The 24,871-nt window shown below is 61.9% G+C and carries 27 protein-coding genes; 12 read left to right on the top strand and 15 right to left on the bottom strand.

All coding sequences use genetic code 11. The features are described 5' to 3' along the window. The first annotated feature begins 6 nt into the window (after positions 1–6). From G7047_RS11085 to G7047_RS11060, 6 genes are read left to right on the top strand one after another with little or no spacing between them, the layout of a single operon-like run. Positions 7–252, top strand: coding sequence for a hypothetical protein (locus tag G7047_RS11085; protein ID WP_166304949.1), 246 nt, complete (start codon positions 7–9; stop codon positions 250–252). Beyond that, positions 249–743, top strand: coding sequence for an acyl-CoA dehydrogenase family protein (locus G7047_RS11080; protein WP_166304946.1), 495 nt, complete (start codon positions 249–251; stop codon positions 741–743). The genes G7047_RS11085 and G7047_RS11080 overlap by 4 nt, the downstream gene beginning before the upstream one ends. A 23-nt stretch (positions 744–766) precedes the next feature. After that, positions 767–1,957: a CaiB/BaiF CoA-transferase family protein gene (locus G7047_RS11075; RefSeq protein WP_166304943.1), complete on the top strand. Its 1,191-nt coding sequence runs from the start codon at positions 767–769 to the stop codon at positions 1,955–1,957. Between the two features lie 53 nt (positions 1,958–2,010). Beyond that, complete coding sequence (locus G7047_RS11070; RefSeq protein ID WP_166304940.1) at positions 2,011–2,760, top strand: electron transfer flavoprotein subunit beta/FixA family protein; 750 nt, start codon at positions 2,011–2,013, stop codon at positions 2,758–2,760. Positions 2,761–2,776: 16 nt separating this feature from the next. Beyond that, positions 2,777–3,709 carry an electron transfer flavoprotein subunit alpha/FixB family protein gene (locus G7047_RS11065; protein ID WP_166304937.1) on the top strand — a complete coding sequence of 311 codons (933 nt, stop codon included), beginning with the start codon at positions 2,777–2,779 and terminating at the stop codon, positions 3,707–3,709. Positions 3,710–3,743: 34 nt separating this feature from the next. Next, positions 3,744–5,021 (top strand): 3-hydroxyacyl-CoA dehydrogenase family protein, encoded by a 1,278-nt coding sequence (locus tag G7047_RS11060; RefSeq protein WP_166304935.1) that lies wholly within the window; start codon positions 3,744–3,746, stop codon positions 5,019–5,021. A gap of 14 nt (positions 5,022–5,035) precedes the next feature. On the opposite strand, the gene G7047_RS11055 is transcribed toward G7047_RS11060, so the two are convergent. The 7 genes from G7047_RS11055 to G7047_RS11025 all read right to left on the bottom strand — a co-directional run bounded on the left by G7047_RS11055 (position 5,036) and on the right by G7047_RS11025 (position 11,431). Further along, positions 5,036–5,341 carry a transcriptional repressor gene (locus G7047_RS11055; RefSeq protein WP_166304932.1) on the bottom strand — a complete coding sequence of 102 codons (306 nt, stop codon included), beginning with the start codon at positions 5,339–5,341 and terminating at the stop codon, positions 5,036–5,038. Positions 5,342–5,356: 15 nt separating this feature from the next. Then, on the bottom strand, positions 5,357–6,037 hold the full coding sequence (locus G7047_RS11050) for a Fe2+-dependent dioxygenase (protein ID WP_166304929.1): 681 nt from the start codon (positions 6,035–6,037) through the stop codon (positions 5,357–5,359). 268 nt (positions 6,038–6,305) lie between these two features. Then, on the bottom strand, positions 6,306–8,528 hold the full coding sequence (locus G7047_RS11045; RefSeq protein ID WP_166304926.1) for a TonB-dependent siderophore receptor: 2,223 nt from the start codon (positions 8,526–8,528) through the stop codon (positions 6,306–6,308). Positions 8,529–9,019: 491 nt separating this feature from the next. Continuing rightward, the gene (gene arsB, locus G7047_RS11040; RefSeq protein WP_166312009.1) at positions 9,020–10,087 is read right to left on the bottom strand and encodes an ACR3 family arsenite efflux transporter; all 1,068 of its coding nucleotides are present in this window, start codon (positions 10,085–10,087) and stop codon (positions 9,020–9,022) included. A 4-nt stretch (positions 10,088–10,091) separates the two neighbouring features. Next, positions 10,092–10,598, bottom strand: coding sequence for an arsenate reductase ArsC (locus G7047_RS11035; protein ID WP_166304923.1), 507 nt, complete (start codon positions 10,596–10,598; stop codon positions 10,092–10,094). A gap of 6 nt (positions 10,599–10,604) precedes the next feature. Continuing rightward, positions 10,605–11,096, bottom strand: coding sequence for an ArsI/CadI family heavy metal resistance metalloenzyme (locus G7047_RS11030; RefSeq protein WP_166304920.1), 492 nt, complete (start codon positions 11,094–11,096; stop codon positions 10,605–10,607). 11 nt (positions 11,097–11,107) lie between these two features. Continuing rightward, the gene (locus tag G7047_RS11025) at positions 11,108–11,431 is read right to left on the bottom strand and encodes a helix-turn-helix transcriptional regulator (RefSeq protein ID WP_166304917.1); all 324 of its coding nucleotides are present in this window, start codon (positions 11,429–11,431) and stop codon (positions 11,108–11,110) included. Positions 11,432–11,793: 362 nt separating this feature from the next. On the opposite strand from G7047_RS11025, the gene G7047_RS11020 reads away from it, so the two are divergent. Continuing rightward, positions 11,794–12,375 (top strand): HD family hydrolase, encoded by a 582-nt coding sequence (locus tag G7047_RS11020; RefSeq protein ID WP_166304914.1) that lies wholly within the window; start codon positions 11,794–11,796, stop codon positions 12,373–12,375. A 282-nt stretch (positions 12,376–12,657) separates the two neighbouring features. Here G7047_RS11020 and G7047_RS11015 read toward each other — a convergent pair whose 3' ends face one another. Both G7047_RS11015 and G7047_RS11010 read right to left on the bottom strand, forming a co-directional pair. Further along, positions 12,658–13,227 (bottom strand): Fur family transcriptional regulator, encoded by a 570-nt coding sequence (locus G7047_RS11015; protein WP_166304911.1) that lies wholly within the window; start codon positions 13,225–13,227, stop codon positions 12,658–12,660. Between the two features lie 519 nt (positions 13,228–13,746). Then, complete coding sequence (locus G7047_RS11010) at positions 13,747–14,082, bottom strand: hypothetical protein (RefSeq protein ID WP_166304908.1); 336 nt, start codon at positions 14,080–14,082, stop codon at positions 13,747–13,749. 130 nt (positions 14,083–14,212) lie between these two features. On the opposite strand from G7047_RS11010, the gene G7047_RS11005 reads away from it, so the two are divergent. Next, the gene (locus G7047_RS11005) at positions 14,213–14,959 is read left to right on the top strand and encodes a hypothetical protein (protein ID WP_166304904.1); all 747 of its coding nucleotides are present in this window, start codon (positions 14,213–14,215) and stop codon (positions 14,957–14,959) included. A gap of 1 nt (position 14,960) precedes the next feature. On the opposite strand, the gene G7047_RS11000 is transcribed toward G7047_RS11005, so the two are convergent. The 6 genes from G7047_RS11000 to G7047_RS10975 all read right to left on the bottom strand — a co-directional run bounded on the left by G7047_RS11000 (position 14,961) and on the right by G7047_RS10975 (position 21,427). Then, entirely contained in the window at positions 14,961–16,043 is a 1,083-nt protein-coding gene (locus G7047_RS11000; protein WP_166304902.1) for an ABC transporter ATP-binding protein, read from the bottom strand. A gap of 67 nt (positions 16,044–16,110) precedes the next feature. Further along, on the bottom strand, positions 16,111–16,980 hold the full coding sequence (locus G7047_RS10995) for a carbohydrate ABC transporter permease (RefSeq protein ID WP_240939452.1): 870 nt from the start codon (positions 16,978–16,980) through the stop codon (positions 16,111–16,113). After that, positions 16,970–17,968 carry a carbohydrate ABC transporter permease gene (locus tag G7047_RS10990; protein ID WP_166304897.1) on the bottom strand — a complete coding sequence of 333 codons (999 nt, stop codon included), beginning with the start codon at positions 17,966–17,968 and terminating at the stop codon, positions 16,970–16,972. The genes G7047_RS10995 and G7047_RS10990 overlap by 11 nt, the downstream gene beginning before the upstream one ends. Positions 17,969–17,983: 15 nt before the next feature. After that, entirely contained in the window at positions 17,984–19,348 is a 1,365-nt protein-coding gene (locus tag G7047_RS10985) for an ABC transporter substrate-binding protein (protein WP_166304894.1), read from the bottom strand. 100 nt (positions 19,349–19,448) lie between these two features. Next, positions 19,449–20,399 (bottom strand): TauD/TfdA family dioxygenase, encoded by a 951-nt coding sequence (locus tag G7047_RS10980; RefSeq protein ID WP_166304891.1) that lies wholly within the window; start codon positions 20,397–20,399, stop codon positions 19,449–19,451. Positions 20,400–20,521: 122 nt separating this feature from the next. Next, entirely contained in the window at positions 20,522–21,427 is a 906-nt protein-coding gene (locus G7047_RS10975) for a LysR family transcriptional regulator (protein ID WP_166304888.1), read from the bottom strand. A gap of 142 nt (positions 21,428–21,569) precedes the next feature. On the opposite strand from G7047_RS10975, the gene G7047_RS10970 reads away from it, so the two are divergent. From G7047_RS10970 to G7047_RS10955, 4 genes are all read left to right on the top strand, one after another. Beyond that, positions 21,570–22,031, top strand: a complete 462-nt coding sequence (locus tag G7047_RS10970; protein ID WP_166304885.1) for a (2Fe-2S)-binding protein — start codon at positions 21,570–21,572, stop codon at positions 22,029–22,031. Positions 22,032–22,048: 17 nt separating this feature from the next. Continuing rightward, a complete protein-coding gene (locus tag G7047_RS10965) occupies positions 22,049–24,325 on the top strand; it encodes a xanthine dehydrogenase family protein molybdopterin-binding subunit (protein ID WP_166304882.1) in 2,277 nt (758 codons plus the stop codon). Positions 24,326–24,504: 179 nt separating this feature from the next. After that, complete coding sequence (locus G7047_RS10960) at positions 24,505–24,729, top strand: hypothetical protein (RefSeq protein ID WP_166304879.1); 225 nt, start codon at positions 24,505–24,507, stop codon at positions 24,727–24,729. Further along, the gene (locus G7047_RS10955; protein ID WP_166304876.1) at positions 24,699–24,863 is read left to right on the top strand and encodes a hypothetical protein; all 165 of its coding nucleotides are present in this window, start codon (positions 24,699–24,701) and stop codon (positions 24,861–24,863) included. Before G7047_RS10960 ends, G7047_RS10955 begins: the two co-directional genes overlap by 31 nt. Positions 24,864–24,871: the final 8 nt, after the last annotated feature.

The following is a 24,871-nucleotide window of genomic DNA, read 5'->3' as shown; positions in this document are numbered from 1 at the left end:
ACGATCATGCAAATGGATGTGGAAGATGTCAGGGCGCTCGGCGATTCGGTGGACAAGGTGCTCGCGGGCTATCCGGCCGGTGTGGCCTCGCTTGCGACGCTCAAAGATCCGGACGCATGGCGTGTGGAGACCGAGCAGAAACTTGACGAACTCGGCGTGCGCTATCTGTTCAATGCCATCGCGAGCGAGGGTGTGGACCTGCGCGCCCGGGCCACGGCGTGGATGGCATATCGCTTTCCGCAGTCGTATTGAGCAATGCGATATTGCCCGCCGATGCGATGGTGGGCACCGAGATGGTTGGCTCAGCACTCGCGCAGGCGCACCGACATGCGACGCTGATGCTCTGCTTCGAGGCCGTGGGTCTGATCGAGCAGATCATGTTCAAGACGCGCGACTATCTGCAGATCCGCAAGCAGTTCGGCAAGGCCATCGGTTCGTTCCAGGCGCTGCAGCACCGCATGGTGGGCGTGTTGCTGATGCTCGAGCAGATGCGCTCGGCAGCGCAGCTCGCTTTGACTGCGATGACTGTCGATGCGGACGATCGCGATATACGCCTTGCTGCTGCCAAGTACGCCGTCGGCACCCACGGCCAGAAGGTGGCGGAGGAGTGCATTCAGCTGCACGGCGGCATCGGCATGACCTGGGAGCTCGACGTGTCGCACTACGCCAAGCGGCTGGTGATGCTCGACCATTATTTCGACAACGCCGACCAGAGCCTGGAACGCGTAATGGAAGCGCTCTGATTCCAGCACACGAGGAGATCAAAATGCAATTGCTTCCAGGAATTCGCGTTCTGGACCTGACGCGCGTATTCGCCGGACCGCTCAGCACCCAGGTGCTCGGCGACATGGGCGCGGACGTGATCAAGATCGAACACCCGCTGCGCGGCGATGACACGCGCGACTGGGGCATCAAGATTGGCGATACCGAAACGCCGTACTACAACAGCGTGAACCGCAACAAGCGCTCGGTCACGCTGGACTTGAAGCGCCCCGAAGCGCGCGAGATTTTGCTGCAGCTTGCGGCCACATCGGATGTGGTGGTGCACAACTTCAAGGGCGGCGATGCCGAGCGTCTGGGCATCGCCTGCGACGACATCCTCAAGATCAATCCCAAAATCATCTACTGCCATATCTCGGGCTACGACCAGCATGGCCCCGAGCGCGCACGGCCCGGCTACGACATGGTGGTGCAGGGCGAATCGGGCCTGATGTCGCTGAACGGCGAAAAGGACACGCCGCCGCTCAAGTTCGGTGTCGCGGTGGTCGACATGTTCACCGGCATGTACACGGCGCAGCTGATTCTGGGTGCACTGTTCAAACGCCAGATCGATGGGCAGCCGCGCAAGCTTGATGTCGCGCTGTTCGACTGCGGGCTTCTTGTGAGTGCCTACTACGGATTGGAGGCCCTGCAGCTGGGCCACGAGCCCGAGAAATATGGCAACGCCCATCCCTCCATCGTGCCTTATGGCGTGTTCGATGCGGCGGATGGCAAGCTGATCATCACGGTGGGCAACAACGCGCAGTACGAAAATTTCTGCCGCAAGGTGCTCGAGCGCCACGATCTGGTTGACGACCCGCGCTTTTGCACCAACCTGCTGCGCCGCGAAAACCGGCTCGTGTTGCTGCCGATGCTGATGGAGGAAATCCGTCGACATCCCAAGGCCTGGCTGCTTGAGCGCATGGCCGCGCATGGCATTCCCTGCGGGGAAGTGCTGGGCATTCTGGAGGCGATCCGCTCCGAGCGGGTAGCAAAGGCCGGGCTGCTCAAGACGCTGCCGCATCCCAAGGCGGGCGAGGTGCATGTGTTTGCGCCGCCGCTGCGGGTGGATGGCGAGCGCTTGCCGGTGCGCTTCGCGCCGCCCACGCTCGGCGGGCACACGCAGGAAGTGCTGGCCGAGGTGCTGGGGATGAACGCTGACCAGTTGAAGACCCTTGCCGCCAGCGGCGTGCTGTGAGCGGGTCGCACGCAGGTTGAATGAATGATCCAAGTTGAAGTAGAGGAACGCATATGAAAGTACTTGTCCCTGTCAAACGCGTGGTGGACTACAACGTGAAGGTTCGAGTCAAATCGGACGGCACGGGTGTGGACATTGCGAACGTGAAGATGTCGATGAACCCGTTTGACGAGATCGCCGTCGAAGAAGCCGTTCGCCTGAAGGAAAAGGGCGTGGTCACGGAAGTGATCGCGGTGTCCTGCGGCGTCACGCAGTGCCAGGAAACCCTGCGCACCGCGATGGCCATCGGCGCGGATCGCGGCATCTTGGTCGAGACAACGCAAGAGCTCCAACCTCTGGCCGTCGCCAAGCTGCTGAACGCGCTGATCGCCAAGGAACAGCCCGGTTTGATCATCCTCGGCAAGCAAGCCATCGACGACGACTCCAACCAGACCGGCCAGATGCTGGCTGCGCTGGCCGATCTGCCCCAAGCCACCAACGCCTCAAAGGTCGAAGTCGCTGGCGACAAGGTCTCGGTCACGCGTGAAGTGGACGGTGGCCTGGAAACCCTGAGCCTGAACATCCCTGCCGTCATCACCACCGACCTGCGTTTGAACGAGCCACGTTATGTGACTCTGCCGAACATCATGAAGGCCAAGAAGAAGCAGCTGGACACGTTCAAGCCTGAAGACCTGGGCGTTGATGTGACCCCGCGTCTGAAGACCGTGAAGGTCTCCGAGCCCGCCAAGCGTGGCGCTGGCGTGAAGGTGCCTGATGTGGCAGCGCTGGTCGACAAGCTCAAGAACGAAGCCAAAGTGATCTGAAAAGGAGACAACTGAAATGACCGCACTCGTTATTGCAGAACACGACAACGCTTCGATCAAGAGCGCCACGCTGAACGCCGTTACCGCCGCCAAGGCCTGCGACGCTGATGTTCATGTGCTCGTCGCTGGTGAAGGCGCAGCCGCTGCAGCCCAAGCCGCAGCCCAGATCGCTGGCGTTTCCAAGGTGATTCTGGCTGAAGGCGTAAGCCTGAAGAATGGCCTGGCCGAGAACGTTGCTGCCCAAGTTCTGGCCATCGCGTCGAACTACAGCCACATCTTGTTCCCCGCCACAGCCGCAGGCAAGAACGTGGCTCCGCGCGTTGCTGCCAAGCTGGACGTGGCACAGATCAGCGACATCACCAAGGTGGTTTCGGCTGACACCTTCGAGCGCCCGATCTACGCGGGTAACGCGATTGCCACCGTGCAGTCTGTGGACGGCACCAAGGTCATCACCGTTCGCGGAACAGGCTTTGATGCAGCGCCAACAACGGGTGGTTCCGCTACCGTTGAAACGGTTGCCGCAGTGGCCGATTCCGGCAAGAGCGCCTTCGTGGGCCGCGAAGTCACCAAGAACGACCGTCCCGAGCTGACAGCAGCCAAGATCATCGTCTCCGGTGGTCGCGCGCTGGGCTCGGCCGAGAAGTTCACCGAAGTGATGACGCCGCTGGCCGACAAGCTGAACGCAGCCATCGGCGCAAGCCGCGCAGCGGTGGACGCAGGCTACGCACCCAACGATCTGCAAGTCGGCCAGACGGGCAAGATCGTTGCGCCTCAGTTGTACATCGCAGCCGGTATCTCCGGCGCGATCCAGCATCTGGCCGGCATGAAGGATTCCAAGGTGATCGTTGCGATCAACAAGGACGAAGAAGCGCCGATCTTCTCGGTGGCGGATTACGGCTTGGTGGCCGATCTGTTCGTGGCTGTGCCTGAGCTGCTCAGCAAGCTCTGAATCTGCTGCGCATTCAACGACGGAGAAATTGACGATGACGACAACGGAAGAAAGCTACGCAGCCAAGGCCGCAAGCCATGTGCTGGAGGCAGAGAAGCGCGCCGCCGTGCTCGATGGAATCGACGAGGCCACGGCCGAAGATCTGCGGCATGTCGGCATCATCGGCGCGGGCACCATGGGTCTGGGCATCGCAATCTCCGTGCTCAACAGTGGCCGCGTCGCGAGCGTGGTGGATCGGTCCGAGGAGGTGCTGCTGCGCGGGCGTGCCTACATTGCCACCTACTTTGCGGGGCAGGTGCAGAAGGGACGGGTGAGCGAGGCCGACGCTGAGGAGCGGCAGATGGGGCTCGTCACCTCGACGCGGATGGATTCGTTGGCTGATGCCGATCTGGTGATCGAGGCGGTGTTTGAGGACTATGCGGTGAAGGAGGCGGTGCTCGCCGACATCGCGGCCCATGTGCGTGCCGACGCGATCATCGCCACCAACACCTCGGCGCTGAACGCCAACCTGCTGGCCGCGAGCGTCAGCTACCGTGCGCGCTTTGTGGGTCTGCATTTTTTCAGTCCCGCCAACATTATGAGGTTGGTGGAGGTGGTGCGCTGCGACGTGACGAGCGATGCCACGCTCGCGCGCAGCTTTGCGCTCGTGAAGGCGCTGGGCAAGCTGCCGGTGCTTGCGGGCGTGTGCGACGGCTTCATCGGCAATCGCATGTACGCCAAGTACAACGCAGCCGCGAACGACCTGGTCAACATGGGCGCAGCGCCAGAGCAGATCGACGCGGCGCTCGAGCGCTTCGGCTTTGCCATGGGTATTTTCAAAGTCGGTGATCTGGCCGGGCTTGAACTCAGCTGGGCGGGCCGCAAACGCCGCGCCCAAGAGAACCCCGGCACCGACTATTCGGTGTTTGCGGATCGTCTATGCGAGGCAGGACGCTACGGGCAGAAAACAGGTGCTGGCTGGTATCGCTACGAATCAGGGTCGCGCGCAGCCACGTCCGATCTGCGGGTGCGCACGATGATCGACCAATGGCGCGCCGACCGTGGCTACCATGCCCGCAGCATCAGCGACGAGGAAATCGTGGAACGTTGCGTGCTCGCGCTCGCCGCCGAGGGCAAGCGCCTGCTCGATGAAGGCATCGCACAGCGCATGAGCGACATCGACGCGGTCTACGTCAACGGCTACGGCTTTCCGCGCGCGCAGGGCGGGCCGATGTTCCAAGCCGAACAGATGGGTTGGGCGCGGCTGGAAGACAAGCTGCGCGCGTTCGCGGCCGATACCACCTTGCAAAAATCCTTCTGGATCGCTGACTGAAGTGTGAGGCCCATTCAGCGCTTGCAAAGGCTGAATGATGATTTTCCGCTGCTCGCGTTTCTGAGAAGAATGCCGCCCAGCTCCAGCTGGCTGAGTGTGCGCTGCACCGTCGCCATGCTGATGCGGATACCCGCGTGCAGCAAGGCAGTGTAGACCTCGACGATGTTCATCGAATGGATGGGATTGGCGATGAACAGCCGCAGCACCTGAATGCGCGAGAGGGTGGGGCGCAGATTGGCTTCGTTCAGAACATGGCTGAAGGGTTGCTCCAGCAGTGATTTCGGGGTGGATGTGTTGTCTTGTGTGAAGGCTTGTTGCATCAACGCTCCCTCCGCTCAGGCCTGCGCCCACATGCGCAGCAGGTTGTGATAAGTGCCCGACAGCGGCGCGAGGCTGGCGTCGCCGGGGTGGCGCTGGGTAAGCGACTGGATCTGCTGGTCCAGGTCGAACAGCACGCGGCGCTTTTCATCGGAGGCGACGAGGCTGTGTGTCCAGAAAAAGCTGCCGTAGCGTGTGCCGCGAGTCACCGGGTTCACGCGGTGCAGGCTGGTGCCGGGGTAGACGATGGCGTCGCCCGCAGGCAGCTTCACGCTCTGGTGGCCGAAGGTGTCTTCGACGATCAACTCGCCGCCTTCGTACTCATCGGGATCGCTGAGAAACAGCGTGGTTGATACGTCGGTGCGCACCTTGATCGGCGTGCCCGGGATGTTGAAGAAGGCGTTGTCGATGTGATTGCCGTAGGTGCCGCCGCCCTCATAGCGGTTGAAGCGCGGCGGCAGCACCTTGAGGGGCAGGGCGGCAGACATGAACAGCGGGTTCTGCCCCAGCCGGTCGAGAATGCGGTTGCCTATGCTCTGCGCGACCGGGCTGTCTACCGGCAGTTGCAGATTGGCTTTGACCTGAATGGCGAGACTTCCGGCCGTGGTGCGGCCGTCCTGCCACTGGGCTTCTTCGAGCGCCTTGCGGCATAGCCTTACCTCGTCGGGAGACAAGAGAGCGGGAATGCGAAGCATCATGGTGTGATGACTTTCTTTGATTCTTTGCAGAATCCACGACACTGCCTTTGGCAGCGATTGGTCAATCGTTTGGAGGCGGCGAAATGGGGCATATCGCGTCGTTGCGGTGCTTGTTCAAACGCCCTGCGTGCTTCGTAGGCCCGCTCCTGAATGCGGGGATTCCTGCATATCGGTGATGAACTTTTGTTTGTGTGAATCCCCTCGTCGCGAACGGGCGGCAGCGAGGGGATGACGACGCGCTCTTGTGGTTTGCGTCGTCAAACTTGCATCAGTAGGTGAACTTCAGCGAAGCCACGGCCGAGCGGCCGGCGGCGATGGTGGCATAGTGCGGCGAGCGCACGCCGCTGTAGTAGACCTTGTCGCCGAGGTTGTAGGCGTTCAGCTGCAGGGTCAGGTTGTGGTCGATCTGGTAGGACACCATGGCGTCAAAGCGCGCATAGCCCGCCGCCCCCTTGGTGACGATGCCGCCGTCCGCTGTGGAAACCGCGTAACCCTGATTCACGCTGCTTTGCGCGTAAATGCCGAGGCCCAACGTCAGCTTCTGCATGGGTTTGTAGGTGGTCCAGATGCTGGCGCTGTGCTTGGGCGTATTGATGAATGGCAGGCCGTTGGCGACATTGCCTACGCCCATGTCCTTCTGTTCGCTGTCCATGAAGGTGTAGCCGCCAAACACGCTGAGGCCGGGCATCACGTTGCCCGAGAAGCCCAGTTCGACGCCGTTGACCACCTTGTTGCCGCCCATGTAGGTGACGCCGTTTTCGGTGATGCGGACGTTGGTGACGTCATTGCGGAAGAGGGCGGCGGTCAGCGCCAGGCGCTTGTCGAGCACGTCCCACTTGGTGCCCAGTTCGATGGCACGCGTCTTCTCGGGCTTGAGGTCGGCAAGCGCATCGGTGGTGATGGTCAGGTCTTCCGTGCCGTTGCCGAGCGACGATCCACCGGGGCGCGACGAGGTGCCGATGCTCGCGTAGATGCTGCCATTGGGCGCGGGCTTGTAGACCACGCCGAGCTGGTAGTTGGCGAGCGTGTCGCTGCGGCTGATGTCGTAGGTGGACGAGGTCGAGCTGACCTTGTAGTGATCGACACGCAGCCCGGCGTTGAGAGACCACTGGTCATTGAACTTCATCGTGTCGAAACCGTAGAGCGCGACCGTGTCGATCTTGTTTTTGGTCGGCACGGCGGGCAGCGACCAGGCGTAGTCCCATGCGGCCGAGCTGTCCGGGTCGGTGAGCGACGCGCACCAGGTGCTCGCGGCAGTGCAGTTGGTGGTGGTCGAGTCCTGGATGGCAGTCGAGCGCACGTCGGACTTTTCCTTCGACAACTCAAGACCCAGCGAGAAGCTGTGATCCACGCCAGCGGCCTGCGCCTTGCCGGTGAATTCCGACACGTTCTGCAGCGTCGTCACTTCGTTGACGCGCGCATTGCCACGGCGCCAGACATAGCCAGGGTCCTTGGCGACGTTGCCCTTGCTGTCGTCGGGCTGGGTCCACACATAGTCCTGCTTGGAGCGGCTGTAGCGCAGGCTGTTGCGGAACTTGTTGGTGTCGCTGAACTTGTGCTCGATGGTGCCGGTGAGCAGATCGCTCTTTTCCTTCTCGTAGTCGCGCCCCGTCAGTCCATACCAGTTCTCGCGGTTGCCGCCGTAGGTCGGTCGCACCACGCTGCCGCCCGGCAGCTTGGCCATGGCGCTGTTCGAATAGAGGTAAGGCACGCCGCCATCGGGCACGTTGTCGGTCTGCAGATGCTGCCACGCGAGCGAAACCTCGGTAGGCGTGCCAAGGCCAAACGTCACCGAAGGCGCAATGCCCCAGCGCTGGTTGCTTGGGCCGTTGCGGCCGGGCACGTCGGCGTCGTGCGCCATCGCATTCAGGCGCACCGCAACGCCTTCGCTCACCACCCGATTCACATCGACCGTGGCGCGCTTGTAGTTGTCGGTACCCAGACCCACATCGCCCGAAATGAAGTCGTTGGCCTGCGCCTTCTTGGTCACCAGATTGATCGAGCCACCCGCGCCACCACGGCCCGCATAGGCCGAATCGGCGCCCTTGATCACTTCGACAGATTCGAGATTGAACACCTCGCGCGTGCCCGCAGCGATGTCGCGCATGCCGTCGACAAACGTGCTCGACTGCGCATCCATGCCGCGAATGAACGGCTGATCCCCCGACGGACTGCCACCCTCGCCATTGCCGAACGTGATGCCCGGCGACGACCGCAGCGCCTCCTGCAAACTGGTCGCGCCAGTCTGCTTGATGACCTCTTCATTGATGATCTGCACCGTCTTCGGCGTATCGAGCAGCGGCGCTGTGAACTTGGCCGAAGAGGCTGAATCGGCCTTGACCGGCACCTCGGCCGAAGACTTCACCGTTACCGTATCCAGCGCGCGAGGCGCCGTCTGCGCATGAACCGCCGCACCCGTCAGACACAGGCCGACGGCCCATGACAACTGAGAGAGACTGGCTGGTGGACGTGTTTGTTGGACTTTATTCATTTCACTTTCCGTTGAACCAACCTCTTATTGTTAATAAAAATGAGTTGCATTTATTTCTGTTGCGTAAAGTAACGGTGAAGAGGTATGTAAAGTTCGTTGACTGTTGCGTGGAGGATGCGGGAGGGGGGGCGGCGCCTGCGTCCGTGCCCGTTGTGGCGATGTGTCGTGGAGGGGTGGCGGGGCGAGAGGGCGAGTGATGAGGCTTGACAGACAACCAAGGCGGAGCCGTCCTTGTGGATGTTTGATCCAAAGGTGCTTGTGAGCGCGATGCAGCGATTTCAAGCGGTCGCGGCCACACGCTGGACTCACGGTCTCAGCAACACAGCGGTCATTGGGCAACCGGGCTCGCAGCGGCCGGGATGACCGGTATTGAAGGTGCTGCCGACATCGCCATTGTCGGAACTCAGCCAACTCCGCTTTAGCCGGTCCAATGACTGTGCTTCAAGACGGCGAACTCAGGCCCCTGAACCGACCCAGAGCAGCCGTTGGACTCAGCTCCTTTGATACCAGTTCTTGCTGCGGTTCACGACACGAACAACCAGCAACATCACTGGCACCTCAATCAGGACACCGACCACGGTTGCCAAGGCTGCGCCCGATTGGAGTCCAAACAAGCTGATGGCGGCAGCTACCGCTAACTCGAAAAAATTGGAGGCTCCGATCAAAGCCGATGGACAGGCAACGCTGTGCTTCTCACCCACGGCACGATTGAGCCAGTAAGCCAGCGCCGAGTTGAAAAACACCTGAATCAGAATCGGCACAGCCAGCAGCGCGATCACTAGCGGCTGCTGCAAGATGGCGTTGCCTTGGAAAGCAAACAGCAGCACCAAGGTTGCCAGCAAAGCCAGCATCGACCATGGGCCAATCAGTCCCAGCACGCGATCAAACGATGCCTGCCCCTTGGACAGCAGCTTGCGGCGGAACCACTGCGCAAGAATCACCGGCACTACGATGTAGAGCAGTACCGACACCAGCAGCGTTGCCCACGGCACAGTGATGGCCGACAAGCCCAGCAGGAGGCCCACCAGAGGGGCAAACGCCACGATCATGATGGCGTCATTGAGTGCAACCTGCGAAAGCGTAAACAAAGGATCGCCACCCGTGAGTCGGCTCCAGACAAAAACCATGGCCGTACACGGCGCTGCAGCTAGCAAGATCAAACCTGCAATATAGCTATCGATCTGCTCGGCAGGAAGCCAGGGGGCAAATACATGGCGGATGAACACCCATCCCAGCAAAGCCATTGAGAACGGCTTGACCAGCCAATTCACAAACAGGGTGACGCCGATGCCTTTCATGTGGTGGCGCACCTCGCCCAGCGCACCAAAGTCAACCTTGACCAGCATCGGGATGATCATCACCCAGATCAGCAGGCCTACAGGTAGATTGACCTGGGCAATCTCCATGACTCCAATGGCCTGGAACAGGCCCGGAAAGAGATGACCCAAGGTAATGCCTGCAACGATGCAGAGGAACACCCAGAGCGTGAGATAGCGCTCAAAACCGCTCATGGAAGAGTCGCCAGCCGGCAGGGCTGCGGCATCACAGGGTTGATTCATAACTTTAGTGTGCTGAGAGTTCGCGTGCCGCACTCTGCAGAACAGCCAGCTGCAGCTTTTCGGGAGGCAGGTTCACCAGCAGATCAAGACGGCGACGCATCAGGTGCATGGTCTGCCGGAAGGCCTCTCGCTTAGCTTCTTGTGAAGCCTCACCTTCAGACGGGTCTGCGTATCCCCAATGGGCTGTAGCCGGATGGCCTGGCCAAACCGGGCACATCTCGCCCTTGGCGTTGTCGCATACCGTAATCACCAGGTCCATTTGCGGCGCATCTGACCCGGCGAATTCGTCCCAGCTTTTGCTGCGTAACCCGGCGACAGAAATGCCTGCACGCTGGAGCACCTCCAGACCCAAAGGGTTTGGCTGTTGGTTGTCGCGTGGGCTGCTTCCTGCGGAATACGCCTTGAAACGCCCGTTCCCTATTTCGTTGAGTAGCGCTTCAGCAAGAATGCTTCGGGCTGAGTTGTGGGTGCACAGAAATAGCACATTCAAAGGTTTGGCGGAATCGGTCATGATGAATTAGCAGCAAGATTTGGGGGAGTCAGTGGTCGAGCGAGGGCCGCAGCAGCTCGATGTAGCAGCTGGAGCAACGGTCGTAGAAGCGCAGCAGGCAGCGCCTGCCGTAGCAGCTGACTCATTGAACACAGGGATGTTGCCTAGCGAGTGAAAGTGCTCCCACGCCACGCCTTGCGGATCAGTGATCCAGTGCTTTTCGCTGCGGGCATAGCAGCAGGTGGTTTCACCTTCATCGAGCATTGCCATGTCTGCAGCTTCGGCCTGCGCCTTGAGTGCGGTCAGTTCGCAGGCGTCATCGACCTGGAAACCGAGGTGATCGAGCCCGGCCAGTGCGCTGCCACGGGTGGAAATCGCAAAATTGATGCGTGGATCTTCCAGCATCCATTTGGCGTAGTCGCTCTCCAGGCGCGTTGGTTCAGCTCCAAACAGCTTGGAATAGAAAGCGACGTTCTGGGCCAGATCATCGACGTGCATGTGGATGTGAAAGCGCTTCATCGTGTGCTCCTTTAGCAATGGCAGGAAGTGGTGGAGGCTGGGCTGCAGGTAGTGCCTTGGCAGCAGTTCTCTGTCAGATAGCCCAGCAAGTTATTCATTGCCTCAAACGAGGCTCGGTAGACCAGGTTGCGCCCTTGACGCTCTTGGGTGATGAGGCCTGCATTCGTCAGTTCCTTGAGATGAAACGACAAGGTGTTGGCCGCAATGCCCAGTTGCTCGGCCAGAGCGCTGGGAGTGAGGCCTTCGGGGCCAGCGACCACCAGCGCACGGAATGCTCGCAAACGAGCCTCTTGTGCGAGGGCAGCAAGGGAGCGAATTACCTGGGTTTCTTTCATATTTCTATAATTCAACGTTTATTGAAATATAAGGGCAAGTTTCACCTATTGCAAGCAAGGCCATATGGAGGCTCCTGGCCGACAGCGTGAACACGTAGTCGCGCCTAGATGCTGACGTTCGACACACGTAGTCGGGCTGCCAAGGGCAGCTATCCGGTGAAGCCCGTGAAATGACGCTGCCGGCCAAAAGCCGACTATCAGCATGTGCCGCTTAAAACCAGATGCAGCTGCGTTTAGTTTTAGCTCTTTGCACGATAAATGCTAGGTCGTACGCGCACAGCCTTGCTTGAACGTCTCTGGCGGTTCAGCCGAGCTTTCGGCATGCAACAACCTGGGTTATGAGGCGCTTTATAGAATCGGGCATGAATATCGACGACATCAAGGGCCGTCTAGCCTTTCTTCAAGAGGCCGAAAGGCTCAAGAGCGTGCTTCGAAGCTCTCACACCTCGACGGGCAGGGCGGAAAGCACAGCCGAACATACATGGCGCCTGTGCCTGATGGCTATGACTTTCTCGGACGAGCTTGCTGGCATGGACATGCTTAAGATTCTCAAGATGTGCATTGTTCATGATTTGGGCGAAGCCATTCATGGGGACATTCCAGCCATTGAGAAAAATCAGCATCCCGACAAGAGCGCGCAGGAAAAGACCGACCTTCTGCATCTGACTCGCTCTCTCGATGAACCCCAGCGGGCCGACATCCTGGCACTGTGGCAGGAGTATGAGGACGCAGTTTCGCCCGAAGCAAAAGCTGTCAAAGCACTGGATAAGCTTGAAACAATCCTTCAACACAATCAGGGGATCAACCCGTCTGATTTCGACTACGAGTTCAATCTGACCTACGGTCAGAAACACACAAGCGCCAATCATCTGTTCGCATTGATGCGTAGCATCATTGATGAAGCCACACGTCAGAGAATGGCCGAAAAAGCCAGTTCTCAGTGACTGCATTGGGTCGGCGGCAGCAACTGTTCACCCCTGACAAAAGCGGCCATTGAGATCCTTCTGGACCTATCAGTGGCCCAATGACGGGTTTGGGGTGTAGAGCGGAATTTCAGACCGGGCGCTTCGCAATGTCTGATATCGACACCGGCAGTCATCGACCGGCCAGAACTTGATGACGGCGCTCAGCCTGAAGCGACCGCGTGTTTTGGGCTATCAATTGCTGATTTTGCGACAAATGCGCGTATATGAACCAGCTGTAGAAGCGGTTGGCCCTTGTCCCCATCAATCCCCCGCTTGCACCACCAACGACTTCCCTCGCCAATCCATCCCCTGCTGCTGCGCCAGCCGGCTGAGATGCTCATACAACGCTGGGTCCACCACGGGCTTCAGCTTGCCTCTCGGCCCTTGCCGAAAATAGATCTTGCCCAACTGCGCGCAGGCGTTGGTCAGGTAGACGCGCCTTCCGGCCGAGTCCTGGGAGCGGACGAGCAGGCCCAGTGATTCGAGCTCGGTGATCGTGCGGTAGACGGTGCTGATGGCGGCGGGGAAGCCTCGGGCGGGTAGGGCGTCCAGCAGTTGTTCGGCGCCTATGCCTGCGGGTTCCATCGACGCGACGATCTGGTAGACGGCGATGCGGGGGATGGTGGGGCGCACGCCTGCGTTGCGCAGGCTTTGGATCACTACCGTCGTCGCGGGGGAGCTCAGGTCCATTTTTTCGGATGGGGTGGGTGGGCTTGCCGTGTCCGTATTTTCCAGCGAAGCGGGTGTGGTGTCTTCGGGCTGTGCGTTGGGTGGAATGCGGGCGAAGCGGACGGTCTTGCGGGTGGGCGTCGATTGGATTCTGCGCTGCATTGCCATCACTCCTTGTGGTCCGCTGACATCATGCGGTTGTTCCGCGCCTGCGTGCGGTGCGTCTTGTTGGAGCGGGGTGCTGCTGGCGGGAGGGCTGGTGATGTCTCGGTACGGTTCATGTCGCAATGATTCGGGTGAACGTGAGCTTGTCTGCCGAGTGGTTTGTCACTTGGAAGATGAAAACAATTCGCAATTGCGATTATGAAGAATCAAGTAGTACTGTCAAGTGCTACTGATGAGCGAAACGAGGCTTACGCCTTGGACGCGGGATTCGTTGGTATCGAGTATGTACGGAATACAGTGGCGCTGGGCGTGACAAGGTCACGGCCAATCAGGGGTGGCTCGTCGTACTACTTATCAAACAGGGGCGGTTTCCATCACGCTATGCGTTCCCTCGGCGTATGAGTCGGGCGCGGTCTAGACAAGTGCAGCAGCGCAAGGGCCGCCCCGCCGCGCTGGCTGGATCCCCCCTGCCCGAAACGCAACGCGTTTCGAGAGCGGGGGAAGGCGCGAAGCGACTCAGGGGGGTGTTCCTTTATTCACCCGGGCGCTGCGCACGCCGCTGATCTGGCCGCGCACGACCTTCCAGAAATTCTGTGTGCCGTCCACGAGGCGCCAGGCGTTGGAGCGGTGGGCGAGCACGCCCACTTCGGGCAGTACGTCGCGCAGGCTTTTGAGGCCGAGGATCTTGAGGTATTTGCGGATGGTGTTGGGGCTGTGGATCAGTAGCATCACGCGCCAGCCGTAGTGGCGGCCCAGCATCAGCATGCCGATGGCGCTTTCGAGTTCGTCCAGATCGCCGTTGAACTCGTCCACGGCGCGGTCGACGATGGCCAGCAGGTCTTTTTCGTTCATGACGCGCGCACGCTGGCCCCAGATGCCGTATGTAAAGTGGAAGTAATTTTCATGCGCCGCGTGGGGTCGACCGCTGTCGGTGTTGTGATAATGAGAAGCATTATTCTAATTGTTGCGTGCAGAGGGACCCGTGTTTGATTCGTTTGTCGTCGTTTTGCGTGAGCTGGCCGAGCTCATTCTGATCATCTACGCGTTGGTGGCGGCGCTGCGCGCGGGTCATGGTGGGCGGCTGATTCCGTGGGTGGCGGCTGGCACGCTGGCCGGGTTGGGCCTCGCGGCCGTGGTGTGCGGCTGGTTGCTGTCGGGCACGGTTGATCCGCGCTGGACGGCGGGGCTCACGCTGGCGCTTGCGCTCGGTGTGATTGTGATGGCCTGCACGCTGCTGGCGACGGCGCGCGCAATTCAGGAGCGGGTGCAGGGCTTTGTCGAGCGGTATGCGGGAATGGCAGTGGCACCGTTTGTCGTGTTCGTGTTTGCGCTGATCGCCGCTTTGCGCGAGGGATTGGAAGCAGGCCTGTTTCTGCGCATGGTGGCTCGCATGGGTGATGCGCCGGATGCGGTGATTGGCGCGCTGCTGGCCATCGTGTGCGCTGCGTTGCTGACCGCGGCGTCGCGCCGCATCGGGGTGCGCGTGGGGGCGCTTGCCGCGTTTCGGGGTTCGGCTTTACTGCTGTCGTTGCTGGCTATTCAGATGGTGCTGGGCTCGGTTCAGGAAGTGCTGCACGCGCCTGGCATTGACCCGGCACTTGGCCTCGCGCTTGCGCCCATCCTGCCGGATGGCGTCTGGTATGCGTGGACCTGCACCGCGCTGATGCTGATACCGATGCTGTACCTGCTCAAGGGCTGGTGGTCCGGCGCGGGGCGCACGGGCGCTTGAGTCAATTCAGCCGTCTTCCGCTTTCGCGGTCGAAGATGTGCAGCGCCGATGCCTGTGGCTGCAGATGAAGCGGCTCGCCGGGTTGCAGTTGAATGCGCTCATTGGCGACCGAGATCACCTGATGCTGGCCGAGGCGCGAGACGATCTGGGTGTCCGCGCCTGTGGGTTCGACCACTTCGGTGATCGCGGGCCAGCTATTGTGTGCGGCATTGGCCTGCGCGATGCGCAAGTGTTCGGGGCGGATGCCAAGCCAGATGTCGTTGTCGTGCGGCAGACTCCATTGCTCGGGCACCGGTAGTTGCAGGCCGTCGTCGGTCACAAGGCGCAGGCCCGAATCGGTGTTGTGCGTGCGCGCGGCGATCAGGTTCATTGATGGTGATCCGATGAACTGGGCGACGAAGGCGTTGCGCGGGCGGTCGTAGAGTTCGAGCGGCGTGCCCGACTGTTCGATGACGCCGTCGCGCATGACGACGATGCGGTCGGCCATGGTCATGGCTTCGACCTGGTCGTGGGTGACGTAGACGGTGGTGGTGCGCAGGCGCTGGTGCAGCGCCTTGATTTCGGTGCGCATCTGCACGCGCAGTTTGGCGTCGAGGTTGGAGAGCGGCTCGTCGAACAGAAAGGCGTCGGGCTCACGGATGATCGCCCGCCCCATGGCCACGCGCTGGCGCTGGCCGCCCGAGAGCTGGCCGGGCAGACGCTCGAGCAGGGGCGACAGGCCCAGAATCTCGGCCACTTGGTTCACGCGCTCGCGGATCTGCGCCGGGCTTTTGCGTTGCAGCTTGAGCGCAAATCCCAGATTCTCGGCCACGCTCAGGTGCGGGTAGAGCGCGTAGTTCTGGAACACCATGGCGATGTTGCGGTCACGTGGCGGGACGTCGTTGATGCGCTTGCCGCCGAGCGTGATTTCGCCGCTGCTCACGGATTCGAGGCCCGCCAGAATGCGCAGCAGCGTGGATTTGCCGCAGCCCGATGGGCCGACGAGCGCCACGAATTCACCGTCGCGGATGTCGAGCGAGATGCCCTTGAGGACATCCTGCCCCTGAAATTGCTTGTGCACCTGGCGGATGGAGATCGAGGCCATTTCCTGTGTTCTTTCTTGAAGTTGTTTTGTCGTTGTGTCGAGTTGGCTTGGGGAGGTTTGAAGCGCCTCAGTCCTTCACGCCACCTGCTGTGAGCCCGTGTACCAGGTACTTGCGCACCAGCGCGGTGAAGACCAGCACCGGCAGCATCACCAGCGTGCCGGCGGCGGCGATCTTGGTCCATTCCCAGCCGTCGTACTGCAGGAAGTTGACGATGGCGACGGGCGCCGTCACCGCCTGCGTGCGGGTGAGGATGAGCGCGAAGAAGAAGTCGCTCCACGAGAAAATGAAGCACAGCACAGCGGTGGCGACGAGGCCGGGGCGGGTGAGCGGCAGCGTCACGTGCCAGAACGCCGACCAGATGCCGCAACCGTCGAGCCACGCGGCCTCTTCGAGCGCGGTGGGCGCCGCGTCGAAAAAGCCTTGCATCATCCAGATGACGATGGCGAGATTGAACGTGAGATAGACCACGACCAGCGCCCAGACCGTGTCCAGCATGCCGAGCCAGCGGAAGGCGAGGAAAAATGGAATGGTGAACGCAATCGGCGGGGCCATGCGGGTGCACAGAATCCACAGCGCAACGTGGCTGCGCTGGCGGAAGGTCCAGCGCGAAAGCGCGTAGGCGGCGGGCACGCCGATGAGCATCGACAGCGCCGTGGACAGTGTGCTCACCAGCAGGCTGTTGCCGAAGGACCGGGCGAAAGCGTCCTGCCAGAGATCGCGGAATGCGTCCAGCGTGGGCGTGAACTGGAAGTTCAATTCCAGCGCGTCTGCGGCGGGGCGAAACGCCATCTGGATCAGCCATGCAAATGGAGCAAGCACCAGCAGCAGAATCAGAACAGAGACGGCGTCGCGCGCATGGCGGGCGACGAATCCGGTGAACCGCTGGGTGAATGGTGGGCGTGATGGTGTTATGGACAGTGTGACTTCAGCGTGCATGGCGTGCTCCTGCATTGCGGCCCAGATGGCTCACGACGGCGCAGAGCACGAAGATGCCCGCGAGCATCACGACCGCGATTGCGCTGCCGTAGCCCCAGTACGAGAAGTTGAAGGCCTGGATGAAGCCGTAGAAATTGGTCACTTCGGTCACGGTGCCAGGGCCGCCGTTGGTGAGCACGTAGAGCAGCGGAAAGGCCTTGAAGCTGTCGATCAGGCGAAACAGCGCGCAGACCACCAGCGTGCGCTTGAGAAACGGAAAGACGATGTAGCGAAACACCTGCCAGCGGTTGGCGCCGTCGATGCGCGCGGCGTTAAGCGGGTCGCGCGGCACCATCTGCAGGTTGGCCAGCACCATCAGCATGGTGAACGGAAACCACTGCCACACATCCGCCGCTACGATGGCCCAAAGCGCTGTGTCGGGGTTGGCGATCAGCGAGCGCACCGGCAGTCCCCAGTGCTCAAGCAACGCGTGCATCGGGCTGATCTCGGGGGTATAGAGAATCTTCCAGATCAGCGCCACAACGATGGGCGGCAGCACCATGGGAATGAGAAACAGCGTGCGAACGCCCGAGGCGACCCGGCTGCCGGTATCGAGCAGTAGCGCCAGCCCGAGGCCGATCAGCAACTGCAGGAGCACGCCCACCGTCGAGAGCTTGAACTGCACCCACAGCGAGTGCAGAAAGCGCTCGTCCTCCAGCAACTGGGCGTAGTTGCCCAGCGGCTGATTGAAGTGGAACGTGCCCTCGGGATTGGTCAGGCTCAGCGGCGTGAGGCTCACGGTGATCAGCGTGAGCAGCGGCAGCAGCGTGATGCTGCCCAGCACCACGAGTGCGGGCGCGAGACCCAGGCCGTAGGAGCGCGCGCTTTCTTTTTGCCATGGTTGCGTGGTCGGCTGAGCGGCCGACTTCCGCGGGTGAATCGGGTTGGGCGATTGCTCGTGGAGAGAGGTAGGCAGCGTGGCGGCTGCGGCCAAGGCGGCTGGCGGCATGGTGCTCTTCCTCCGTCAGATGGTGACGCCCGCGCGCCGCAGCTCGGCAATCGAAGCGGCCTGTGCCTGCTTCATGGCCTGCTCGGGCGTGCGCTGGTTGGTGACGATGAGTTCGATGGCCTTGTTCAGTTGCTGGTCCACTTGGGGATAGGCGGCGACTGTGCGGTACTTCATATGTCCTTGCTTTGCAGACAGCGCAATCGAGTCGATGGTGAGCGCTGCGATGTCGAAGCCATTGGCGCGCTGGCGATCACGGTAGGAGGCGGAGTCGATGTCGGAGCGACGTGTTGGCGACGCGTAGCCTGCCGCGACGGCGCGCTGCAGAATTTCCTTTGAAGTCGCCCAGCGGATGAATTGCCAGGCGGCGTCTTTGTTCTTGCTTCCCACCGGAATTCCCCAGCCGTGGATGGCGGTGCCGGGAAAGCGGCCCGCCGGGCCCTTGGGAACCAGTCCCCACGCGGCGGTGTTGGCGACTTTGCTGCTGCTCTTGTCCGCGAGTTGCGACAGGTTGATCTGGCCCTGAACGCTCAGATGGCTGCGGCCAGATTTGATGGACTGCAGCGCCTGATCGGGGTTGTACGACACCACGCCGTCCGGCCCGCAATCGCGCAGCAGCCGCGCGAAATAGTCGGCTGCGGCAATCGCCTCGGGCGTGTCGAGCGTGGGGTAGAGATCGTTGGGCGCCTTGCGGAACACGTCGCCGCCGAAGGCGTGCAAGAAGGGTACGAAGGTCCAGCCATAGTGGTTGTCGGTGACGAAACCCGCTGCGCCTTCCTTGCGATTGAGCGCCTTCGATACCTGTTCGAGTTCCTGCGTGGTCTGCGGAAACGCGAAGCCGGCCTGCTTGAGCGCATCGAAGCGCGAGGCGGCGGCAATCGTCACTTCGGCTTGCCATGGAATGCCGTAGAGCTTGCCGTCGGTGCCGCGTTCGGGCGCGAGCGTGCCCTCCAGAAAGTCCTTGACGTCGTAGTTGGCTGGCGTCTTGTTCGCATCGGCGATGTATTCGTCGAGCGGCGTGAGCCAGCCTGAGTTGATCCAGCGGCTCGAGTAGATGAAGGTCACATTGACCGCATCGAACGCCGACCCCTTGGTGGACAGCTCCAGATCCGCGCGCTGGTTGTAGACGGGGAATCCCGGCGTGTCGAAGTTGACCTTGGCGCCAGTCGCTTCTTCGAACTCCGCAATCCAGGGGCGCAGCAGCTTGGAGTAGGGCGAGCTGTAGAGCGAGGTGTTGAGCGTCACGCCTTTGAGCGACTTGTTGCTCGTGGCGATTGCGGGAAAGCCGAGCAGCGCACCGGCGCCTGCAGCAAGGGCGGAGGTCAGCAGCTTGCGGCGCGGGACGAGCACGCCGTTTTCATAGAGATAAGTGGTTCGGGTCATGACGGAAATTCAGGCAAAAGTGGGGCCTCGCATGCGCTGTCGCACGCGATGGATCAGTCTGCAGGTTTATAAAAATGAAGGGGCCGCGATGGCCCCGAAATCAATGAACGGTTTCGCTCAGATCGACGCTCTGGCGGCCATCAACGGCGGTGGCAACCTCGCCGGTGACCGTCACGCGGCGCACCACGCGGTGGGCGTCGCCGTAGTCGTTGATGGCGTAGTGCTGGGTGGCTCGGTTATCCCAGACAGCGACATCGCCCTCAGCCCATGTCCAGCGCACGGTGTTTTCCAGACGCGTGATGCGCTCGTTGAAGAGCTGCAGCAACGCGTTGGATTCACTGGTGCGCAAGCCCTTGAAGCGCTTGGCGAAATGGCCCAGCAGCAAGGCCTTTTCGCCAGTCTCGGGATGCACGTGAACGAGCGGCTGCTCGGCCTCAATGGTGCGGCTGGTGAAGACCTTGCGGTAGCTGGCGCGGCCTTCGGTTTCGGCGTTGCTCGCGGGGTTGGTACGGAAGCTCTCGGCGTAGTCGTAGTCGTTGCCGTGCACGGCCCAGAGCTGTTCGGCGAGCTGCTTGAGCGGTTCGGGCAGGCTGTCGTAGGCCGCGACCGTGTTGGCCCAGACCGTGTCGCCGCCATGGCTTGGCAGCGTCACCGCGCGCAGCACGCAGACCTTGGGAAATGCGGCCTTGAAGGTCACGTCGGTGTGCCAGGAATCGGCGCGGCCACCGTGCTGCGAGTTGAGTTCGAGAAACGCCGTGCCATCCGGCGCGGGCACGGTGGGGTGGGCCTCCAGCGCGCCGAACAGTTTGCCGAAGGCCTGATGCGAACCGTCGTCCAGATGCGTCTGACTGCGAAAGAACAGCACGCGGTGCTTGAGCAGCGCGGCCTGAATCTGATCGAACAGTGCAGCGGGCAGATCACCCGAGATCTTGACACCGTGCACGACGGCTCCGATGCGTCCAGACAGTGGCTGGATGGTGAGCTGCGCGGGCTGCGTTGCGGTGGCTGCGTCGGCCTGCAGAAGGTGCTGTTGCTGTGTGATCGCGTTCATGCTGTTTTCTCCTTGGGGGTCAGGCTGTTGGATGAATGAATCAGCCGATGCTAGAAGTGCGCCCTGCGATGAACAACAAAGAATTTCGCGCATCGATATGCGCTGAGCGAGCCAACACGTTCTTAGATGCTGCCCGGCACGCGCCGCATCAGAAAATCCAGAAACACCCGCGTCTTCATCGGCAGATGCGTGCGGTGCGAGTAGTAGGCGTAGAAGCCCGGAAAGCTTGAGCGGTACGGCGTCAGCACCTCCACGAGTTCGCCACTTTCGAGCGCGGCCTGTAGTGAGTCGCGCCAGCCGATGAGCAGGCCTACACTGCCCTGGGCCGCCTGCAGTGCCGTGTCCCAGTGGTTGACGGTGAGCGGGCCGTGCACTGCGCGTTCGGTGAGCTTGCCGTCGATGACGAACTCCCATTTGTAGATCCCGCCGCTGCTGCGCATGCGGTAGTTGATGCACTGGTGCTGCGCTAGTTCGTCGGGGTGCTGCGGGGTTCCGTGGGCCTTGAGGTAGGCGGGCGAGGCGGCACAGATCATGACCATTTCTTTCGTGAGCGGCACGGCCACCATGTCGCCCTCGAGCGATTCACCGTTGCGGATACCGAGGTCGAAACCGTCGCGCACGATGTCGACGAAGCCATCGTCGTAGACCAGTTCAAGATGGATGTGCGGATGCAGCGCGAAGAACTCAGCGAGCATTGGTTCGACCAGCACGCGGCCGGCGGGGTGGGAAATGGTCAGGCGCAGCGTGCCGCCCTCGACCCCGGCGCTGAACTGCAGGTCTTCGGTCGCCTCGCGCAGATGGGCGAGGGCGGGTGTCACGCGTTCCAGATAGTCGCGGCCCGCTTCGGTGAGGTTCACGCTGCGGGTGGTGCGGTCGAACAAGCGCACCTTGAGGCGCGTCTCCAGCTTCTTGATCGTCTGCGACAGCGCGGCGGGAGTGACGCCAAGCGCGTGCGCCGCGTAGGTCAAGCTGCGGTGTTGCGCCACCTGCTCGAAGGCGGCCAGTGAGGCGAGGATTTCGGGCTTCATGGCGGAGATTGTTAAGCAAAACTTAATAACTTAGATAGATTGCGTGGCTTTTTCTTTGACTTGGGCTGTTGCACACTGCTTGCGGTCCATGCTCTGCATGCGCAGGCCGAAGAACAACACCCACCACGATTGAACCGCTCCAATGACCGTCAAATTCACTCTCAATGGCAAGCCGACATCGGTCGATGTCGATCCCGCGACTCCCATTCTCTGGACGCTGCGCGACTCGCTCGGCATGACCGGCACCAAGTTCGGCTGCGGCATGGCGCTGTGCGGCGCGTGCACCGTGCATCTGAACGGCCAGGCCATCCGCTCGTGCATCACGCCGGTCTCGGCGGCCGAGGGGCAGAAGATCACCACCATCGAGGCGCAGGCCGCCGACAAGGTGGGCAAGGCGGTCGAGGATGCCTGGGTGCGCAACGACGTGGCGCAGTGCGGCTACTGCCAGAGCGGCCAGATCATGAGTGCGACCGCACTGCTCAAGAACAACCGCGCGCCGAGCGATTCGGACATCGACGCCGCGATGGCGGGCAACATCTGCCGCTGCGGCACCTACGTGCGCATCCGCGCAGCGATCCACGACGCTGCGAAGACATTGGCCTGAACGGACGGAGACCCACCATGCACATTCCCCAACACGTTCTTGCCGACATGCCGCAGGGCCTGCGTTCGCTGGCCGTTGATGCCAGCACCAACGATCAAACAGCAACAGGTGCGGGCATTGAGCGCCGCAGCTTTCTCAAGCTCGCCACGGCCTCGGGCTTTGCGCTGGGCGCGTTCCCGATGGCGGCGCTTGCCAAGGCAGAGGGCGATGCACCCGTCGCTGCAAGCTCGCTCAAGCCGACTCAGCAACCCGCCGCGTTCGTGAGGATCGATCGCGACGGCATCGTCACCGTCACCATCAACCGGCTCGATTTCGGGCAGGGCGTGCAGACCGGCCTGCCCATGGTGCTGGCCGAGGAGCTGGACGCCGACTGGTCCAAGGTGCGCAGCGTGCATGGCAATGCCGATCCCGCGTATGTCGATCCGGTCATGGGATTTCACCTCACGGGCGGTTCGGGTTCGATCAAGAATTCGTACACGCAATACCGCGAGCTGGGTGCCCGCACCCGCGCCATGCTGGTGGCAGCCGCCGCCAAGCGCTGGGGCGTGGACGCGCAATCGCTGCGCACGCAGGCCGGCCAGGTAATTGGCCCGCGTGGCAAGAAGCTCGGCTACGGTGAGCTGACCGATGCGGCGATGGCGCTGCCCGTGCCGCAGCAGGTGGTGCTCAAGGATGCCAGGGACTTCCGCATCATCGGCAAGGCCACGGGCCGTATCGATGCGCGCGCCAAGTCGAGCGGCAACCAGTCCTACGGCATCGACACGCACCTACCCGGCATGCTCACCGCCGTGGTGCTGCACCCGCCGGTTTATGGCAGCAAGGTTTTGTCGGTGGATGACGGTGCGGCCAAGGCCATCAAGGGCGTACGCGCGGTGCTGCGCGTGCCCAGCGTGCTGGGTGGTGAGGTGGTTGCCGTCGTGGCCAACAGCTACTGGGCGGCCAAGCAGGGGCGCGATGCGCTCAAGGTGGAGTGGGACAGCGCGTCCGTCGGCAAGGTGGATTCGACCCAGCAGCTCGCGCAGTATCGCGAGCTGGCGAAGAAGACTGGCGCGATCAAGTTCGATGCCGATGTCTCTAAGCTCAGTGGCGCAGCGCAGAAGATCAGCGCCGAATATGTGTTCCCGTATCTCGCCCACACGCCGATGGAGCCGCTGAACTGCACCGTGCGCATCACCGGCACAGGTGCCAACGCCAAGGCCGAGCTGTGGCTGGGCACGCAGGCGCCGGGCTGGGAGGTGGCAACGGCCGCGCGCGTGCTCGGCTTGCAGCCGCAGAACGTGCGGGTCAACGTGCAGATGGCTGGTGGCGGTTTCGGCCGCCGTGCCACGCCATCGAGCGACTACGTGGCCGAGGCCTGCCATATCGCCATGGCCACGCGCGCTGCAGGTATCGACGCGCCGGTGCGCCTGATCTGGAGCCGCGAGGACGATGTGAAGGGTGGCTATTACCGACCGATGCATGTGCACCGCGCCGAGATCGGGCTCGACGAGAAGGGTCAGGTCGTCGCGTGGGATCATGTCATCGTCGGCCAGTCGCTCGCCAAAGGCACGGCGTTTGAGGGCTTCATGGTCAAGGAAGGCGTGGACACCACCACGGTCGAAGGCATGAAGGCACCTTACGATCTGCCGATGCGGCTGTCGGCGCATCACCCGGTGCTCAACGCGCCGGTGCTCTGGTGGCGCAGCGTGGGCTCCACCCACACGGCCTATGTGATGGAGACGCTGATCGACGAGATCGCCCGGGCCTCCAAGCAGGATCCGGTCGATTTCCGCCTGCGCCAGTTTGGCGACAAGCACCCGCGCCACAAGGCCGCGCTGCAACTGGCGGTCGAGAAATCGGGCTACGGCAAGCGCCAACTCGAAGCCGGTCGCGCATGGGGCGTGGCGGTGCATGAATCGTTCGACTCCATCGTCGCCTACATCGTCGAGGCTTCGGTGAAGGACGGCAGCCCCAAGCTGCACAAAGTGACCGCAGGCGTGCATTGCAATCTCGCCGTCAACCCGCGCGGCGTGGAAGCGCAGGTGCAGGGTGGGGCGCTGATGGGTCTTGGCATGTGCATTCCCGGCGCGGCCATCACCTTCAAGGACGGCCAGGTCGAGCAGAGCAACTTCGGCGACTACGTCGTCCCGCGCCTGACCGACATGCCCGAGATCGCCGTGCACATCGTGCCGAGTGCCGACGCCCCCACCGGCATGGGTGAGCCGGGCGTGCCGCCGCTGGCGCCTGCGTTTGCGAACGCGATTGCGCAACTCACCGGCAAAGTGCCGCGCGAGCTCCCGTTCAAGCTCGCTTGACCTAGGCGCTGTCTGCAAAGTTCCGGCAATCGTGATGCCGTTCATTGATGGTGAACGGGAGATGCGGTTGCTGTGAACGGGCTGTGCGAGGTACGCATTAGTTGAAACGGCTCGTGAAGTAGGGATTTTTTAGCCATTAACGATGACGCGCTGTCCTGCTGACGCGGGGAGTGGCAGATGTGACATGGGTGCCGGCCATTTGCACTTGGCCCACGGTCGCGGTGGCGGCGCAGCAAACCACCAGCTACAAGCTGCTGCCGCGCAAGGATGCGGAGAACACCACGATCACGAACACCGTGGTCGCGAGCACCAGCACGACCGAAGCCAACGACACCAACAACAGCGCGCAAGCCTCTGCAGTCTGGATATCTTCGTGCAGAAGACAGACACCGTCGACCCGGTAGCCTTCGGCGAGATGACCGAGTACACCATTTCCATCACCAATGTCTGCAAGGAGCCATCCATCAGCGCGACCTCCGGCACACTGGAGTGCACCTTCGTCACCATCACCAAAGACAAGAAATGCGTAGCCGCCTGACTGGCTGC

This window comes from Diaphorobacter sp. HDW4A, assembly GCF_011305995.1.
Lineage (GTDB): Bacteria > Pseudomonadota > Gammaproteobacteria > Burkholderiales > Burkholderiaceae_C > Diaphorobacter_A.
This window is presented reverse-complemented; position numbering and strand designations above follow the sequence as displayed.

What these genes read in the sequence shown, in the direction of transcription:
- G7047_RS11085 (WP_166304949.1), top strand. Translation starts at nt 7, where the DNA reads ATGCAAATGGATGTGGAAGATGTCAGGGCGCTCGGCGATTCGGTGGAC.
- G7047_RS11010 (WP_166304908.1), bottom strand. Translation starts at nt 14,082, where the DNA reads ATGAACGAAAAAGACCTGCTGGCCATCGTCGACCGCGCCGTGGACGAG.
- G7047_RS11060 (WP_166304935.1), top strand. Translation starts at nt 3,744, where the DNA reads ATGACGACAACGGAAGAAAGCTACGCAGCCAAGGCCGCAAGCCATGTG.
- G7047_RS10980 (WP_166304891.1), bottom strand. Translation starts at nt 20,399, where the DNA reads ATGAACGCGATCACACAGCAACAGCACCTTCTGCAGGCCGACGCAGCC.
- G7047_RS11025 (WP_166304917.1), bottom strand. Translation starts at nt 11,431, where the DNA reads ATGAAAGAAACCCAGGTAATTCGCTCCCTTGCTGCCCTCGCACAAGAG.
- G7047_RS11015 (WP_166304911.1), bottom strand. Translation starts at nt 13,227, where the DNA reads ATGCAGCGCAGAATCCAATCGACGCCCACCCGCAAGACCGTCCGCTTC.
- arsB (WP_166312009.1), bottom strand. Translation starts at nt 10,087, where the DNA reads ATGAATCAACCCTGTGATGCCGCAGCCCTGCCGGCTGGCGACTCTTCC.
- G7047_RS10975 (WP_166304888.1), bottom strand. Translation starts at nt 21,427, where the DNA reads ATGAAGCCCGAAATCCTCGCCTCACTGGCCGCCTTCGAGCAGGTGGCG.
- G7047_RS11030 (WP_166304920.1), bottom strand. Translation starts at nt 11,096, where the DNA reads ATGAAGCGCTTTCACATCCACATGCACGTCGATGATCTGGCCCAGAAC.
- G7047_RS11065 (WP_166304937.1), top strand. Translation starts at nt 2,777, where the DNA reads ATGACCGCACTCGTTATTGCAGAACACGACAACGCTTCGATCAAGAGC.
- G7047_RS11000 (WP_166304902.1), bottom strand. Translation starts at nt 16,043, where the DNA reads ATGGCCTCGATCTCCATCCGCCAGGTGCACAAGCAATTTCAGGGGCAG.
- G7047_RS11045 (WP_166304926.1), bottom strand. Translation starts at nt 8,528, where the DNA reads ATGAATAAAGTCCAACAAACACGTCCACCAGCCAGTCTCTCTCAGTTG.
- G7047_RS10990 (WP_166304897.1), bottom strand. Translation starts at nt 17,968, where the DNA reads ATGCCGCCAGCCGCCTTGGCCGCAGCCGCCACGCTGCCTACCTCTCTC.
- G7047_RS11070 (WP_166304940.1), top strand. Translation starts at nt 2,011, where the DNA reads ATGAAAGTACTTGTCCCTGTCAAACGCGTGGTGGACTACAACGTGAAG.
- G7047_RS10970 (WP_166304885.1), top strand. Translation starts at nt 21,570, where the DNA reads ATGACCGTCAAATTCACTCTCAATGGCAAGCCGACATCGGTCGATGTC.
- G7047_RS11050 (WP_166304929.1), bottom strand. Translation starts at nt 6,037, where the DNA reads ATGATGCTTCGCATTCCCGCTCTCTTGTCTCCCGACGAGGTAAGGCTA.
- G7047_RS10965 (WP_166304882.1), top strand. Translation starts at nt 22,049, where the DNA reads ATGCACATTCCCCAACACGTTCTTGCCGACATGCCGCAGGGCCTGCGT.
- G7047_RS11035 (WP_166304923.1), bottom strand. Translation starts at nt 10,598, where the DNA reads ATGACCGATTCCGCCAAACCTTTGAATGTGCTATTTCTGTGCACCCAC.
- G7047_RS11055 (WP_166304932.1), bottom strand. Translation starts at nt 5,341, where the DNA reads ATGCAACAAGCCTTCACACAAGACAACACATCCACCCCGAAATCACTG.
- G7047_RS10985 (WP_166304894.1), bottom strand. Translation starts at nt 19,348, where the DNA reads ATGACCCGAACCACTTATCTCTATGAAAACGGCGTGCTCGTCCCGCGC.
- G7047_RS10995 (WP_240939452.1), bottom strand. Translation starts at nt 16,980, where the DNA reads ATGCACGCTGAAGTCACACTGTCCATAACACCATCACGCCCACCATTC.
- G7047_RS11075 (WP_166304943.1), top strand. Translation starts at nt 767, where the DNA reads ATGCAATTGCTTCCAGGAATTCGCGTTCTGGACCTGACGCGCGTATTC.
- G7047_RS11020 (WP_166304914.1), top strand. Translation starts at nt 11,794, where the DNA reads ATGAATATCGACGACATCAAGGGCCGTCTAGCCTTTCTTCAAGAGGCC.